Below are 14,775 nucleotides of genomic sequence, written 5' to 3' on the forward strand. Positions count from 1 at the left end.
TCGGTTGATTGATCGGGCGCGATGCCGCATCCTGTCCTTTGTCGAAGTGCGAACGCCGTTTTCCGTTGAGCGACGGAATTCGGTCTGCTGGAGGCGCCGGTGAGCTTTTCAACCCTGATGGACAAACGCGAACGTGGCTTTCTCGATGGCCAGTTCCTCATCGCGATGCCGGGGCTGGACGACGGCAATTTTGCCCGTTCGGTGATCTATATCTGCGCCCATTCGGACGCCGGGGCCATGGGTTTCATCATCAACCGGCCGCAGCAGATCACGTTTACGGATATTCTGCTGCATCTGAAGCTGGTGGATAGCAACGATGCCATCATGCTGCCCAACCGCACCCGCGAATTTCCGATCCAGTGCGGCGGCCCGGTGGAATCCGGCCGGGGGTTTGTGCTGCATTCGGATGATTACCTCAGCGAATCAAGCATTCCGGTCAGCGATGACATTTCGCTCACCGCAACGCTTGATATCGTCCGCGCCATTTCCAACGGCCGCGGCCCGCAAAGGGCGACCATGATGCTCGGTTATGCCGGCTGGGGTCCGGGCCAGCTGGAAAACGAGATCGCCAATAATGGCTGGCTGAATTGCCCCGCTGCGGAAGAGCTGATCTTCGACCGTGGACTGGACAATAAATACGAGCGGGCGCTGGCCCTGATGGGCGTCGATGCGCGCATGCTCTCCACGGATGCCGGGCACGCCTGAGCCCCAGCAGAATTCCTGCCCCTTTCGGCTGGAACCAAATCCTGACCCCTGACGTTACCCACCCGGAAAGCCGGACAGACAGTACGGCTAAACTAGGGAGCAGTAATATGGGTAGCACATCTGACAAGATCGCCGGTAAAGCCAATGAAGTTGCTGGCAAGGTGAAGAAGAGCGTCGGCGAAGCGACGGGCAATAATGAATTGCGCGCCAAGGGTGCCGCCCAGGAAACCAAGGGCAAGGTTCAGAGCTCCGTCGGCAAGGCGAAGGACGCCGTCAAGGGCGCCGTCGACCGCATGTAATTCTGCATGAAACATTGCGCCTCTCCCACGATGCGGCGCATGGAGCGCATGTGTTATCGCACATGCGCTCTTGTCATGTGAGGGCCATGACGACCGGGCCGCTACGCCTGCGCCTTCACATCTTATCTCTGCTTTTCTTTCACCCGTCCCATCGCAAGGGTTTCATACATGAAGCTTTTCTCCTGCGCATCCTGCGGCCAGCCTGTCCATTTCGACAATCGCTTCTGTGTCTCCTGCGGCCATCGTCTGGCTTTCGTGCCGGAGCGGCTTTCCATGGAAGCGCTGGCGCCTGCGGGTGAACCGAACTGGCAGATCGTCGCCCAGCCGGAAAAGCAGGTGCGGTTTTGCGCCAATGAGGTGAATGATATCTGCAACTGGTCTGTGCCGGCGGAAAGCGCCAATGCCTTTTGCCCGGCCTGCAGCCACAATCGCCTGGTGCCTGATATGGCCACAGAGCAGGGGATTGGACAATGGCACCGCATCAGCCAGGCGCAGCGGCACCTGTTTTATTCGATCCTGCGGCTTGGCCTGCCGCATCCCAATCGTGATGCTGACCCCGCAGGCGGCCTCGTCTTCGACTTTCTGGTGGATGAGGTGGCGCTCGATGGTTCCGTCATTCCCGCCATGACCGGCCACGACGAAGGCCTGATCGCCATCCGCGCGGCCGAGGCCGATGACGCGACGCGCGAACAGGTGCGCGCCAACATGAACGAGCCATACCGCACCATGCTTGGCCACTTCCGCCACGAGGTCGGGCACTTCATCTGGAACAAGCTGGTGCGGGACGAAAACCGGCTGGAGGCCTGCCGCGCCGTCTTTGGTGACGAGCGCGAGGATTATGGCGCCGCCCTGCAACGCAATTATGATGGCGGGCCGCGCCGCGACTGGCAGGAGAATTTCATCAGTTCCTATGCCTCGGTCCACCCCTGGGAGGATTTCGCCGAATGTTTCGCCCATTATCTGCATATCGTCGATACGCTCGAAACCGCACGCGCCTTCGGTGTGGCGATCGATCCTGACGGGCACGAGGAAATGGCGGCGGAAGTGACGTTCGATCCCTATAAGGCCCGCAGCGCCGCGCAGCTGGTGAAAGCCTGGATCCCGCTCAGCGTCGCCATCAATTCCATCCAGCGCAGCATGGGGGAGGCGGACCTTTATCCCTTCGTGCTGACGCCGCCGGTGGTGGCGAAGATGGAGTTCATTCACGACCTCCTGCATGGGAAGGTGGCGGCGGATGCGCAGCCGGTGATGATGGTTCAGTAAATAGTCGGCGTGCAGGTTGAAAATCCGAGACGTTCCGGGGAGCATTAGCCCTCTCCGTCGTCATCCTCTGGCTTGTCCCGAGGATCTGCCGTCGGTGGTTTTAGCATGCGTGATTAGATCCTCGGGACAAGCCCGAGGATGACGTGGAATTTGAGGAGGAGACTGCGCCCCCTCGCTTCCATGTACGCAATACCCCTTACGATGCCCGCTTCGTCGGCTGGAACCGCTCCCGCAGAAGCTTCAGCGCCGCATCGCCGGAAACCGGTGTGCCGAACAGGAAGCTCTGGCCGAAATGGCAGTTCATGCGGGCCAGTTCGGCCGCATCCTCGGGTGTTTCGATACCTTCCGCCACCACCTGCATGTCGAGCGCGCGCGCCATGGCGATGACGGAGCGCAGCAGAACGTTGCGCTTGTCGCTGGTATTGGCCACCAGCGCCTTGTCGAGCTTGATGGTGTCGAAGGGGAAGCGGGTGAGATAGGCAAGCGACGAATAGCCGGTGCCGAAATCATCCATGGCGAGGCTTAAGCCCGTTTCCTTTAGCTTGGAAAGCACCAGCCGCGCCTGTTCCGGATTTTCCATGACGACCGATTCCGTCAGCTCCAGCTTCAGCTGCTGCGGATTGCAGCGCGTGCGGGTCAGCATGCCGCGCACGTCGTTGTACAATTCGTTGTTCAGCAATTGCGCGCTGGAAATATTGACGGAGATGAAGATCGGCATCTTCTCTATGGCGTGCTGCCAGTCCATCAGATCGGTGGCAGCCCGTTCCAGCGCGAACATGCCGAGAGGCTCGATCAGGCCGGAGGCCTCTGCAATCGGAATGAATTCGCTCGGAGGGATATTGCCGCGCTTGGGGTGTTCCCATCGCATCAGCGCTTCGAAACCGGCCAGCTCGCCATCGTCAAGCTTGACGATCGGCTGGTAGGCCAGCGACAGCTCCTTGCGCTCGATGGCGCGGCGAAGATCGCTTTCCATCTGCAGGCGGTCGGTGCCTGAGGTGCGGAAGGCGGGGCGGAACGGCTCGACGCGGTTGCCGCCGGCGCGCTTGGCGCGATACATTGCGAGTTCCGCATCGCTGAGCAGTCCGGCCGCACTTTCCTGCTGGTCGATCCATGAAACGAGGCCGATCGAGGCGGTGAGGATGATTTCGCGATTGGCGAAATTGATCGGCACCATGATCGCCTTGTTCACCGCATCGGCAAAATCGGCCACACGCTGCGGATCGCGCTCGGAGGTGAGGATCAGGCCGAACTCATCACCGCCGAGGCGCGCCAGCGTATCCTGCGGTTTCAAAAGGCGGCGAAGACGCCGTGTCAGCGCGATAAGGATATTGTCGCCGGCGGCAATGCCGAGCGTATCGTTGACGAGCTTGTAGCGGTCGATATCGATCGCCATCACGGTCGGGCGCACGCCCTCGCTGTCGGGCGACAGGTTGAGGATCGATTGCAGGCGGTCGAGGAAGACCTGCCGGTTCGGAAGCCCGGTCAGATTGTCGTTCATCGCATCCTGCAACAGCCGCTCCACCGAATTCTTCTGCTCGGTAATATCGGTGATGGTGCCGACGCAGCGGATGATTTCGCCGTTGGAGCCGAGAACCGGACGGGCGCGGATTTGCAGCCAGTGGAAATGCCCGTCTTCGGCGCGAATGCGGAATTCGTGGTTGAGGCGGCCCTTGCGATGGTCGAGCAGCACGTCGAGCGTCGCCTTGAACCGGTCGCGATCGTCAGGATGCAGGCGCGGCAGCCAGTTGCGTGCAGCGCCGTGCATGGCGCCGGGTTCCAGCCCCAGCCGGTTGGAAATATCGGGCGTGGTGACGATGCGGTCACGGGTCACGTCCCAGTCCCACACGGTATCGCCGCTGCCCGTGAGCGCCAGCGATTGACGCTCGAGGTCGGAGAAAAGACCCTGTTGATAGGCGCTGCCGGCAAAGGCGTGCTGGATGACGGTAAAGCCGATCAGAAGCACGATCAGCACCAGCCCGCCGCCGAGTGCGGGCTGCACGATGTCGTTGTCCAATTGTCCCGTCACCGTCAGCCAGCTGCCGAACAGCCAGACGAGGATGAGCGCCCAGGACGGAACGAGCAGGATCGCACGGTCGTAACGGTTAAAGCCGAGATAGATGATGAGCGCGATGCCGGCCGTTGCGGTGAGCGCGAAGGACACGCGCGCGATGCCCGACGCGACCGATGGATCATAGATCGCGACGCCAAACAGCAGCGCCAGACCCACCACCCAGGCAAAAGTCGCGTAACCCAGATGCGCGTGCCAGCGATTGAGATTGAGATAGGTGAAGAGGAAGACCACAAAGCTGGAGGCGAGCGCCACTTCCGCGCCCGCCCTCCATATTCGCTGATCGCTTGATGTGACGGTTATGAGCTTTTCAAGGAAGCCGAAATCGACGCAGATATAGGCAAGCACCGCCCAGGCAAGTGCGGCCGAGGCCGGCAGGACGGAGGTTCCCTTGACCACGAAGAGAATGGTCAAGAGCACGGCGAGCAGGCCGGCAATGCCGAGCACGATGCCGCGATAAAGCGTAAACGCGTTGATCGTGTCCTTGTAGGCCTCCGGCTCCCACAGATAAAGTTGTGGCAGCTGCGGCGTGGAAAGCTCGGCGACGAAGGTGATGACGGAGCCGGGGTTGAGCGTGATGCGGAAGACGTCGGCATCCGGGCTCGGCTGCCGGTCAAGCGCAAAGCCTTCACTCGGGGTAATCGCCATGATGCGCTGCGAGCCGAGATCGGGCCAGAACAGCTTGGAATTGACGAGGCGGAAATGCGGCGCGACGATCACGCGCTCCAGCTGCTCTTCGGAGACGTTGGCGAGCGCAAACACCGCCCAGTCGCCCTGGTGATCGGTGGAACTGGCGCGCACCTCGATACGGCGGCGGATGCCGTCGGGGCCCGGCGCGGTCGAAACCTGAAAGGCTTCGCCCTGATTGGCGTAGATATCCGTGGTGGCCGTCAGATCGAGCGCCGTGTCGTCACGGGAAATCTTCACCGGCTCAAAAGCAAAGGAATGGGAAGCAAAAAGCAGGAACAGCAGGAAAAACGGCGCAGCCAGCGCGATTGCCGCCAGACGTTTCGCAAGGCACGGCGCAGAGTGATTGTAGGTCATGTATCGTACTTCGTTCCGCCGGAGCTTTGCTTGTCGGCAAGAAGGGAAAACATCATATGATCCCGCCATTGGCCATTGATTTTCAGATATTCCCGCAAGAGACCTTCCCGCTGGAACCCGGCGTTTTCGAGAAGCCGGATGCTTTTGAAGTTTTCCGGAATACAGGCTGCCTCGATACGGTGCAACTGAAGTCCGTTAAAGATGTATGGTATTACCAATTTTAATGCGGCAGACATATGGCCTTGCGCGGCGTGGCGCTCGCCGATCCAGTATCCGATCATACAGCTTTGCGCCGCACCCCGGCGGATGTATCCGATGGTGATACCGCCCACCAGCAGCGTCTCTTTTTCAAACAGCAGGAAGGAGACTGCGGTGCCGGAGGAAAACTCCTGGCCGTTGCGCACCACGCGCATGCGGAAGGCGCCCTCCGTCAGTTCGTCCGGGCGCCAGGTCGGCTCCCAGGGCTGGAGAAACTGACGGCTTTCCGAACGCAGCACATGCCATTGCTTGAAATCGCTGTAGCGCGGCAGTCTGAGAAGGTGATTGGCGCTGCGCAGTTCGGGCGTGTCGCTATGTCGGGAAAGAAAACGCAGCATTCACGATCCCTGTGCGGCAGACATCGCCATCCGCAAGCGGGATGGCGAAAAAGGTGAGCGGACTTCGCCTTTAGATCCCGCCCTCATATCGGTTTATCCGTTCGCCTTTATCCTTGCGGGCTGCTGCGCGGAAAGCGCGGCAGTGATGTCGGAAAGAGGCGGCAGATGTTCGAGCGGGCCAATTGCAGACAATGTCGGAACTGTATCGAAAAACAGCCGTCCTGCAAGATCGGTCAGGCGCGCGCGGGTGATGTCGCCCAGCCGTTCCATCATCTCCTCATTGGGGATGGGCCGGCCGTAAAGCATCATCTGCCGGGCGATCTGTCCGGCGCGGGCGGCCGGGCTTTCCTGGCCCATCAGCAATTGGGCGCGGATCTGCGCGCGAGCACGGTCGATTTCCTCCTGGTGGATGACCTGAGAGGACTTGCGCAGCTCCTCGACAATGACGGGCACCAGTTCCGGCAGGTCGTTGCCGCCGGTGGCCGCATGGACGCCGAAGATGCCGGTATCGGAAAAACCCCAATGAAAGGCGTAGACCGAATAGCACAGGCCGCGATATTCGCGCACTTCCTGGAACAGGCGGGAAGACATGCCGCCGCCAAGGATGTTGGCGAGGATCTGCGAGCAATAGAAGTCGCGGGCGTGATAGGCCTTGCCTTCGAAGCCGAGAAGCACCTGCGCGTCCATGAGGTCGCGGGTCTCGCGGATTTCACCGCCGGTATAGATTGCCTTTTCCATGACCGGTGTTGCCGCCGGCAGCTGCGGCAGCGAGGCGAAACGCTCTTCCACCTGCTTCACGAAGCTTTCGTGGTCGACAGCACCTGCCGCCACGACGAAAATGCGGTCCGTCGTGTAGTTGCGGGCGAGATAATGCCTGATCTGGCCTGTCGTGAAGGATTGAACGGTTTCCGGCGTGCCGAGGATCGGGCGGCCGATGGTCTGGTCGCGATAGGCGACGCCGGAGAAATTGTCGAAGATCACGTCGTCGGGCGTGTCGGTCGCTGCACCGATCTCCTGCAGGATGACGTTTTTCTCCCGCTCCAGCTCTTCTTCGTCAAACAGCGATTCCGTCAGGATGTCGGCAAGGATATCGACGGCGAGGGGGACGTGGTCTTTCAGGACGCGGGCGTAGTAGGAGGTGGTTTCCGTTGATGTCGCGGCGTTGACTTCGCCGCCGACATTTTCAATCTCTTCGGCGATCTGGCGGGCGGTGCGGCGCGCCGTACCCTTGAAAGCCATATGTTCGAGAAGATGAGCGATGCCGTGTTCGGCAGTCGTCTCGTTGCGGGATCCGGATTTGATCCACACCCCAAGAGCGACGCTTTCGAGATGCGGCATTTTTTCCGTGACAACGGTCAACCCGGACGAAAGCCGGGTCACATTAACTCTCATACTCAACGTCTTTCCGCGTCTCTATTTGCCGGCGCGTGCATGGCTGCCGATGAAGGTTTCCACGGCTTTCAGCTCTGCATCCAGAATGTCGAAACGCTCCTCCCGGTTCATAATGTCAGCTAACCATACTGGAAGCGCAGGCTCGATTGCGCAAGCGGATTTTACAGCGGCCGGGAATTTAGCCGGATGGGCGGTCGACAGGACAACCATAGGGCTTCCCGCTTTTTCGTGCTTTTCCGCCACGAAAACACCGGTCGCGGTATGCGGATCGATGAGGTAGCCGGTTTTCTCAAGCGTGTCGCGGATCGTTGCCGCCACCTGCTTTTCGGTGGCGCGGCCGGCGCGGAAATCCTTCTTGATGAATTTCAGCGCATGCGGCGGAATTTCAAATGCGCCGGACTGCTTGAGGCCGTCCATTGATGCCTTTACCGCAGAGGAATCACGGCCATAGGCTTCAAATAGCAGCCGTTCGAAATTCGAGGAAATCTGGATGTCCATCGAGGGCGAGGTGGTGGGCTTGACGCCGCGCATCTCGTAACGGCCGGTCTTCAGCGTGCGCGCCAGAATGTCGTTGTCATTGGTGGCGATGACGAGCTTGTCGATCGGCAGGCCCATCTTCTTGGCGACGTAACCCGCGAAAATATCACCGAAATTGCCTGTCGGAACGGTGAAGGAAACCTTTCGGTCGGGACCGCCGAGCGAAAGCGACGCGGTGAAATAATAAACCACCTGCGCCATGATGCGCGCCCAGTTGATGGAATTGACGCCGGAAAGCTTCACGCCGTCGCGGAACTTCACGTCGTTGAACATCTCCTTCACCAGCGTCTGGCAATCGTCGAAATTGCCGTTGATCGCCAGCGCATGCACGTTGGAAGCGGTCGACGTCGTCATCTGGCGCTGCTGCACCGGCGAGACCTTGCCGTTCGGGAAAAGAATGAAGATGTCGGTGCGCTCACGCCCGGCAAAGGCGTCGATCGCCGCACCGCCCGTGTCGCCCGATGTGGCGCCGACAATGGTGGCGCGCTCGCCGCGCTCGGAAAGCGTATAGTCCATCAGGCGGGCGAGAAGCTGCATCGCCACATCCTTGAAGGCGAGCGTGGTGCCGTGGAAAAGCTCCAGCACGAAAGTGTTAGGGCCGGTCTGCGTCAGCGGCACGACGGCGGGATGGCGGAAGGTCGCATAGGCGTCATCGATCATCGCCTTGAACTTGTCGGCCGGAATTTCGCCGCCGGTGAAGCGGTAGAGAACCTCGAAGGCGACATCCTGATAGGACTTGCCGCGCAGGTTGCGGATTTCCTTCTTCGACATGGAAGGCCATTTGCGCGGAACATAAAGCCCGCCGTCACGGCCAAGGCCCGCCAGAAGCGCGTCGCAAAAACCAAGCGAAGGGGCCGCACCCCTGGTCGATACATATTCCACGAGATAGTCCCTTATCCACTACCGATTGATCGGCGTCTTTTCCGCAGCACCTTACCGGAATGAGGCGATTGGGCAGCTAATGAAGGGCTTTTTTGAAAATTCAAGCAAAACCGAACATGCCAATCGATTTTTTCCGGCGTCGCTGCTATAGACCATCGCCAACCTGCGTGAAAGGTCAATAAACAGCGTCTCCGGTTCTGTTCCGGGACAATGGAGAGGGATTTAGAAGAGTGTCAGGGAATTTCTTGCGTTTGTCCGCCGCGATGTCGCTTCTCGCCGTTGTTGCAGGATGCAATTCCTCCAACCCGTCGGACTCGCTTGCCGTCAACCCGCCGGCGGCGCAGGCCAATGCGGTCACCCCGGTGGTGCAGGCCAACTGCCCGACGGTCACGGTTCTAGACGCCAACGCCGTGCATCGCGTCTATGCCGGCGGCGCAAAGGATGATCCGCAGAAACTCGCCTATCAGGTCTCGCTGTCAGACACGACGCGCTCCTGCACGGCCAATGAGTCGACGCTGACGGTGAACGTGCTGGCCCAGGGCCGCCTGGTTCCCGGCCCGATGGCCAAGCCCGGTCGCGTCACCGTGCCGATCCGCGTGACGGTGAAGGACGGCGACGGCGAGATTTTCGGCGAAACGACCAACTTCGCCATCGATCTGCCCGCAGGCGGGGCCGGCACCCAGTTCATCTTCAACAACGACCATGTCGCCATCCCCAACGGACCGGGCGGCGCGCCGCGGTCTGTCAGCGTTTATATCGGCTTTGCCGAGCAGGGCGCGAAGGCCAAGACCAAGCGCCGGTGATCTGACGGGCGAAATGTAAAAACCGGAGGCTGCTCTGCCGTCTCCGGTCACATCGCGGACAACCACTCCTCAAACGCGACGTCATCCTCGGGCTTGACCCGAGGATCCAAACACGCATCGTCAAATCAAACCGCTGCAGATGCTCGGTACAGGCCCGAGCATGACGAAGTGGCGTTTGTGAAAAGGCCAGAGATTAAAAAGCGCCTTCCCACTCCGCCATCGCCGCAATCACGGCCGGCAGGTCCTGCATGCGTGAGATCACCGTTTCGGCGCCCGCATCGGTCAGCCGGTCGGCGTGGCTCGGATAGGTGTGGGATGCGCCGGTGAAGCCCACGACCCGCATGCCGGCCGCTCTTGCGCCATGGATGCCGTGCACGGAATCCTCGACCACGACCACGCGGTCAGGGGAAACGCCGAACTGGGCCGCGCCATGCAGGAAGATATCCGGTTTCGGCTTCACGCGGTCGGCCCCGAGGTCCTTGGCGGAATAGATATGCGGCGCGAAATAGGGCTTGAGGCCCACCTTCGTCAGCATCATGTCGAGGCGGTGGCTCGAGGAGTTCGAGCAGATGCAGCGTGGCGTGGTCAGACGCGACAGCGCGAATTTCACGCCCTCGATGATCTTCACATCGCGTTCCAGGCGCATGTCGAGCAGCTTTTCGGACTTGTCGAGCAGCGAGGCGGAGAGCGGAATGCTGGCTTCACTTTCCACCTGCAAAAGAATGTTCTTCCAGGTCATGCCGGCGAAACGCTCGCCCATTTCCTCGACGGAGATCGGATAACCGGCCTCGGTCAAGAGGCGGGATTCTACCTGCGCCGCGATGATTTCGGAATCGACCAGAACGCCGTCGCAGTCGAAAATAATGAGGTCGAAGCCGCTCATGGGCGCTCCCTGTATCGGATTTGTTTGGAAGAAAATGATGCCGGGCTTTTAGACCATGTCTGAGCCAAGCTCAACCGGTTCACCCGCAAGGGTCGGTCCCGTCAGGCTCATGGCTGGCAGGGATGCGGCAATTGAGCGGTTTCGAATATTCGGCGTTGCGCCATGCGATGGCGCAAAAACCGCTACACACGGCCGCGCCATATGCGTTATGGGATGTTATGCCCAAGACAGTGAAAAACGCGCCCGAAGACACCATTGCAGCACGCATCAGCCGCACGCTTGCCGACCGTATCGTTCGCGGGGAGCTGTCGCCGGGCGAACGCCTGAGGCAGGATCACATCGCCGCCGAATTCGGCGCGTCGCATGTGCCGGTGCGCGAGGCGTTCCGCCGGCTGGAAGCGCAGGGGCTGGCGGCCAGCATTCCGCGCCGGGGTGTCCGGGTGGCGGATTTCGGCCTTGACGATGTGCGCGAGGTGGCGGAAATGCGCGCCGCCCTTGAGGTTCTGGCGTTGCGCCACGCCATCCCAAACATGACGCCTGCCATTCTCGATCAGGCGGAAGCCGCAACGCTCGAAGGCGATAGCGCCGTTGATGTGCAGCATTGGGAGGAGGCCAATCGCCGCTTCCACCGTCTCATCACCGCGCCCTGCAACATGCCGCGCCTGATGGAGGCGATCGACGGCCTGCACGCGGCAAGCGCGCGCTTCCTGTTTTCCGCCTGGCGGGCCGGCTGGGAACGCCGCACCGATACCGACCACCGGGCCATCATCGATGCGCTGCGCGGCGGCCGCGCCGAGGAGGCGGTGCGTATTCTGGACGGACATGTGCAATGGATTGGCCGCAAGGCCATCCGCACCTCGTCCGGCTCGGTGCGCGACGCCTTCGCCATCGTCGGATAGGGTGGGCCCTTGACCGTCCGTCTCCGGCCCCACCACCTTCTCTGCATGCTCACTTATGTGGGCAAGGGCTATACGTCAGGCTTCGTCGAGAATTACGACCGCGTCGCCGTCCGCCTGAATGCCGGCGAGGAAGATATCGAACTGGTGGATGGCCCGGACGATATCTGTGAGGGCCTGCTCTGTGAAAGCCATGCCCACTGTTTTAACGAAGGCGTGGTGCAGCGGGACGAGATGGCCCGCCTTTCGGTCTCGGCGCTTTTGGGCGAGACGCTGACCGCCGGCAAGCGGCTGCAGGCGACACCGGACTTTCTTGTAAAGATACGTGTGGCTTTCGCTGCCGGCGAGATCAGGCAGGCCTGTCGCGGCTGCCAGTGGATAAGGCTGTGCGACCGTATCGCGGCGTCAGGGTTTGCGGGTGTGAAAATCGGCGAGCCGTTACCAACCGTGGCTAAGGATGCGGCGCGTTTTTCGAAGCATCCGATGCTCAGGCCCAAATATGGGTCGCCTGGCCGGAAACACTGATGACGTTTCCTCCATCCTCATTCCTGTGCTTGTCACAGGAATCCAGCCAGCCCAAGTCTTTGGGCTGAAAGAACTCTTCCCGTCGCGCAGACGCACGTCGGCTGGATCCGTGTGACAAGCACAGGGATGAGGGAGGGAGGCGGAATGAGGAGAGGGGCCGCGCCGTGCCGATTACTCCGGCACACTCGTCTCGGTTCTCTCGGCGGCCTTGACCGTCGCCTTGATCTCCTTCGGTTCGCGGCCGGATTTTTTGTCGTAGCTCACCTTCACCGAATAATCGCCGGGATGCAGGGTTTCCTGATGCTGCGTGCCGTAACGGCCGGAAATTTCCTTCTGCGTGCCCTGAAGATCCCTGGTCGTTTCGACGATATCGATCCGTTCGGCACCGGGGGCCTTGATTGCGAGAACACCCGCATCGAGATCGATTGTAATTTCGGTTCGTTTTCCGGCCGTCACGGTGAATGGCTGTTCCACCGTCACCTTGCCGAGACGGGCGCGCATGACGAAATCACCGGCGGGCATTTCCATCATTTTGCCGGTGCCGTAAATGCCGTTGATCGTCTCACGCGTGCCATCCAGCGTCTCCTTGGCTGACATCGCTTCGAAACGGATATCGTCCGTTTCCACCGCCCTGCCGCCTTGCGCATAGACGGCCTTCGCGATCACCACGCCGCTCGGAATGACCAGTTCGTGGCTGATCTTTTCGCCTGCCTTGATGGCCAGTTTCTCCTCAGCCCGCGCCGGGCCGATGCGGCCGGTGAGGAGGACTTCGCCCGCGGGCACGAAGACAGTGTTCTGGCCGTAGACGCTATCCTTGAAATCATCCCTGGTGATTTCGGTTTTCGCCTGCGTTTCCACATCGCCGCCCGGGCTGCGTTTCGGCACGACCGTCAATTCCGCCGCATCGAAATTCACCCTCGGCCTCGCAACACCTCCATCCTTCACCTCGAAGGACACTTCGCGGGTCACATTGCCCAGCGCCGCCACGCCGACATATTTGCCCGCCGGCAGCTTCGCCTCGAAGGTCGCGTCGTACGAACCGCCGGCATTGTCGTCGGTGCGGCCGCCGGAGCGGTCTGCCTTGTAGAAATCCCAACGCACCTTGTCGCTGTTACCGAGCGAGGGGCCGCCATCGAACAAAACCGCATCGGTGATGACGTTATATTGCGGGGCCGGTTGCTGCGCCTGAGAGGGCGTCGGCAGCGCCGTTGCGAAAAGCGCGGCGCAAGCGACATTCATGGAAAAAGAAGCCATTTTCATCACGGACCCCATTGCGGATTACCCCCTGCCATAATGGCTCTTCCCGCCGCGCCGACATGCGGAGACAGGAGAACCCATTGTGCACAACGTTTTTGCCCGACTTCGGGTTCCCCCGCCGGCCGCCGCAAATCGCGCCTGCGTGCCGCGACAGCCATTTATTTCGCATTTTCCGTGACTTGTTCAGGCTTTGATAACCATCTTCGGTAACCATAAGCATCAGTAGAGAGTAAGCGTATGGAGCGAGTACCAATGGCAGCAGTTTTTCCGCTGGCCGATTTTCGGCGTGCCGGTTTTGATCGTGCGGGCGAGAGTGACGCCTGGAAAGACAGCATCATCAAAGGTGATTGTGTCGCTGCCTTGGATGCCCTCCCGAGCCAGTCGGTGGACGCGATTTTCGCCGATCCGCCCTATAATCTCCAGCTTGGCGGCACGCTGCACCGGCCCGACCAGTCGCTGGTCGATGCGGTCGATGACGAATGGGACCAGTTCGCCTCCTTCGAGGCCTATGACGCCTTCACCCGCGCCTGGCTGCTCGCCTGCCGCCGCGTGCTGAAACCGAATGGCACCATCTGGGTCATCGGCTCCTACCACAATATCTTCCGCGTCGGCTCCATGCTTCAGAACCTCGATTTCTGGATCCTCAACGATATCGTCTGGCGCAAGACCAACCCCATGCCGAATTTCAAGGGCCGCCGTTTCCAGAACGCCCACGAGACCATGATCTGGGCCAGCCGCGATCCGAAAGCCAAGAACTACACCTTCAACTACGATGCGCTGAAGGCCTCCAATGACGACGTGCAGATGCGTTCCGACTGGCTGTTCCCGATCTGCAGCGGCCATGAGCGCCTGAAGGGCGACGACGGCAAGAAGGTGCATCCGACCCAGAAGCCGGAAGCCCTGCTGGCGCGCATCATCATGGCCTCCACCAAGCCGGGTGATATCGTGCTCGACCCGTTCTTCGGTTCCGGCACCACGGGTGCCGTTGCAAAACGCCTCGGCCGTCACTTCGTCGGCATCGAGCGCGAACAGGATTACATCGACGCGGCATCGGCCCGCATCGCCGCCGTCGAGCCGCTCGGCAAGGCGGAACTGACGGTCATGACCGGCAAGAAGGCCGAGCCGCGCGTTGCCTTCAACACGCTGGTGGAAAGCGGTCTCGTCCGTCCCGGCCAGGTGCTGACCGATGCCAAGCGCCGTTATAGCGCCATTATTCGTGCGGATGGTACGATTGCATCCGGTGGGACCGCCGGCTCCATTCACCGCCTCGGCGCGAAGGTGCAGGGTCTCGACGCGTGCAACGGATGGACGTTCTGGCACTTCGAGGACGGCGACGCGCTGAAGCCGATCGACGATCTCCGGACAATCATCCGCAGTGAACTGGCAAAGGCCGAATAGTCAAGGGTCCCAAAGACCGAAGGCAACGATCCACCGCCCGCCCTTGTCAGAATACGTCTCTGTCCGGTTTAGTACCTTCAGTCCCGGATGGAGAACGACCAACGCCCGGCACTTCGGTGTCGGGCGTTGGTATTTTCGAGTATCTTATTTTAGTCAGACAAGTTTCGCGCAAGAGACGAGCAATACTGTCTCAAATCAGAGCAGTGGTTGTGAAAATCCAGTCAGGA

General features: G+C 60.7%; 13 protein-coding genes. 7 read left to right on the forward strand and 6 right to left on the reverse strand.

What is annotated here, in order from left to right; all coding sequences use genetic code 11:
- The first annotated feature begins 99 nt into the window (after nucleotides 1-99).
- The 3 genes from WDZ78_RS11120 (at nucleotide 100) to WDZ78_RS11130 (ending at nucleotide 2,267) form a co-directional block, all read left to right on the forward strand.
- Complete coding sequence (locus WDZ78_RS11120) at nucleotides 100-705, forward strand: YqgE/AlgH family protein (RefSeq protein ID WP_003521117.1); 606 nt, start codon at nucleotides 100-102, stop codon at nucleotides 703-705.
- Nucleotides 706-812: 107 nt separating this feature from the next.
- Nucleotides 813-1,004: a CsbD family protein gene (locus WDZ78_RS11125; protein ID WP_003509115.1), complete on the forward strand. Its 192-nt coding sequence runs from the start codon at nucleotides 813-815 to the stop codon at nucleotides 1,002-1,004.
- A 168-nt stretch (nucleotides 1,005-1,172) separates the two neighbouring features.
- Nucleotides 1,173-2,267, forward strand: a complete 1,095-nt coding sequence (locus tag WDZ78_RS11130) for a zinc-binding metallopeptidase family protein (RefSeq protein ID WP_020010619.1) — start codon at nucleotides 1,173-1,175, stop codon at nucleotides 2,265-2,267.
- Nucleotides 2,268-2,463: 196 nt separating this feature from the next.
- Here WDZ78_RS11130 and WDZ78_RS11135 read toward each other — a convergent pair whose 3' ends face one another.
- From WDZ78_RS11135 to thrC, 4 genes are all read right to left on the reverse strand, one after another.
- Nucleotides 2,464-5,379 (reverse strand): EAL domain-containing protein, encoded by a 2,916-nt coding sequence (locus WDZ78_RS11135; protein WP_020010620.1) that lies wholly within the window; start codon nucleotides 5,377-5,379, stop codon nucleotides 2,464-2,466.
- The gene (locus WDZ78_RS11140) at nucleotides 5,376-5,975 is read right to left on the reverse strand and encodes a GNAT family N-acetyltransferase (protein ID WP_020010621.1); all 600 of its coding nucleotides are present in this window, start codon (nucleotides 5,973-5,975) and stop codon (nucleotides 5,376-5,378) included. Before WDZ78_RS11140 ends, WDZ78_RS11135 begins: the two co-directional genes overlap by 4 nt.
- A 93-nt stretch (nucleotides 5,976-6,068) precedes the next feature.
- Nucleotides 6,069-7,367, reverse strand: a complete 1,299-nt coding sequence (locus tag WDZ78_RS11145; RefSeq protein WP_020812170.1) for a M16 family metallopeptidase — start codon at nucleotides 7,365-7,367, stop codon at nucleotides 6,069-6,071.
- A 21-nt stretch (nucleotides 7,368-7,388) separates the two neighbouring features.
- Entirely contained in the window at nucleotides 7,389-8,786 is a 1,398-nt protein-coding gene (gene thrC / locus WDZ78_RS11150) for a threonine synthase (RefSeq protein WP_020010623.1), read from the reverse strand.
- Nucleotides 8,787-9,049: 263 nt separating this feature from the next.
- On the opposite strand from thrC, the gene WDZ78_RS11155 reads away from it, so the two are divergent.
- Nucleotides 9,050-9,589: a hypothetical protein gene (locus WDZ78_RS11155; protein WP_003509103.1), complete on the forward strand. Its 540-nt coding sequence runs from the start codon at nucleotides 9,050-9,052 to the stop codon at nucleotides 9,587-9,589.
- Between the two features lie 193 nt (nucleotides 9,590-9,782).
- On the opposite strand, the gene WDZ78_RS11160 is transcribed toward WDZ78_RS11155, so the two are convergent.
- Nucleotides 9,783-10,472 carry an HAD family hydrolase gene (locus WDZ78_RS11160; protein WP_003509098.1) on the reverse strand — a complete coding sequence of 230 codons (690 nt, stop codon included), beginning with the start codon at nucleotides 10,470-10,472 and terminating at the stop codon, nucleotides 9,783-9,785.
- 218 nt (nucleotides 10,473-10,690) lie between these two features.
- On the opposite strand from WDZ78_RS11160, the gene WDZ78_RS11165 reads away from it, so the two are divergent.
- Both WDZ78_RS11165 and WDZ78_RS11170 read left to right on the forward strand, forming a co-directional pair.
- Nucleotides 10,691-11,371, forward strand: coding sequence for a GntR family transcriptional regulator (locus WDZ78_RS11165; RefSeq protein WP_003509096.1), 681 nt, complete (start codon nucleotides 10,691-10,693; stop codon nucleotides 11,369-11,371).
- Nucleotides 11,372-11,416: 45 nt separating this feature from the next.
- Nucleotides 11,417-11,893, forward strand: coding sequence for a DUF1284 domain-containing protein (locus WDZ78_RS11170; protein ID WP_425673278.1), 477 nt, complete (start codon nucleotides 11,417-11,419; stop codon nucleotides 11,891-11,893).
- 171 nt (nucleotides 11,894-12,064) lie between these two features.
- On the opposite strand, the gene WDZ78_RS11175 is transcribed toward WDZ78_RS11170, so the two are convergent.
- On the reverse strand, nucleotides 12,065-13,165 hold the full coding sequence (locus tag WDZ78_RS11175) for a hypothetical protein (RefSeq protein ID WP_425673048.1): 1,101 nt from the start codon (nucleotides 13,163-13,165) through the stop codon (nucleotides 12,065-12,067).
- 237 nt (nucleotides 13,166-13,402) lie between these two features.
- On the opposite strand from WDZ78_RS11175, the gene WDZ78_RS11180 reads away from it, so the two are divergent.
- The gene (locus WDZ78_RS11180) at nucleotides 13,403-14,548 is read left to right on the forward strand and encodes a site-specific DNA-methyltransferase (protein WP_020010628.1); all 1,146 of its coding nucleotides are present in this window, start codon (nucleotides 13,403-13,405) and stop codon (nucleotides 14,546-14,548) included.
- The last annotated feature ends 227 nt before the right edge of the window (nucleotides 14,549-14,775 follow it).

This window comes from Agrobacterium sp. M50-1, assembly GCF_049843495.1.
In the GTDB taxonomy this organism is placed as follows: Bacteria; Pseudomonadota; Alphaproteobacteria; order Rhizobiales; family Rhizobiaceae; genus Agrobacterium; species Agrobacterium radiobacter.